This window comes from Streptomyces durbertensis (assembly GCF_014156695.1).
Taxonomy (GTDB): domain Bacteria; phylum Actinomycetota; class Actinomycetes; order Streptomycetales; family Streptomycetaceae; genus Streptomyces; species Streptomyces durbertensis.
Genome location: NZ_WMLF01000906.1, coordinates 1 through 632, shown reverse-complemented (window position 1 = coordinate 632; position 632 = coordinate 1). Strand labels below are relative to the sequence as shown.

The following is a 632-nucleotide window of genomic DNA, read 5'->3' as shown; positions in this document are numbered from 1 at the left end:
GCACCCCGCGGCCCCGCGCCGCTGACCCGCACGGGACGAGGGCCCCGCGCCGGCTTCCGCCGGCCCGGGGCCCTCGTCGTGGAATTCCGTCCGTCCGTCCCTCCCGCGCGGGCACCCGCCCGCTACGGCGTCAGCCCGCCAGCGCCCGCTTCACGGCGGCCGCCACCCGGCCGCCCTCCGCCCGCCCCGCGATCTTCGGGTTCACGATCTTCATGACCGCGCCCATCGCCCGCGGACCCTCCGCGCCACCGGCCCTCGCCTCGGCCACCGCGTCCGCGACCAGCGCGTCCAGCTCCTCGTCGGACAGCTGCTTCGGCAGGTAGGCGGCCAGCACCTCACCCTCCGCGCGCTCCCGCTCCGCCTGCTCCGCACGACCGCCCTTGTCGAACGCCTCGGCGGCCTCCCGGCGCTTCTTCGCCTCCCGGGCGATCACCTTCCGCACCTCCTCGTCGGAGAGCTCACGGGCGGACTTGCCGGCGACCTCCTCCGTCGTGATCGCGGCAAGCGTCATCCGCAGCGTCGCCGAGCGCAGCTCGTCGCGCTCCTTGATCGCGGTGGTCAGGTCGTCCTTGAGTGTGGACTTGAGCGAGGTCATGCCCACAGTCTGCCGCACCCGCCGCCCACCCCCGTAC

Annotated in this window: 1 protein-coding gene; it reads right to left on the bottom strand. The window is 75.3% G+C overall.

What is annotated here, in order from left to right:
• Positions 1–130 precede the first annotated feature (130 nt).
• Positions 131–595, bottom strand: coding sequence for a GatB/YqeY domain-containing protein (locus GL263_RS27595; protein ID WP_182858446.1), 465 nt, complete (start codon positions 593–595; stop codon positions 131–133).
• Positions 596–632 lie beyond the last annotated feature (37 nt).

Coding starts and splice junctions, on each gene's coding strand:
- GL263_RS27595 (WP_182858446.1), bottom strand. CDS start 595: ATGACCTCGCTCAAGTCCACACTCAAGGACGACCTGACCACCGCGATC.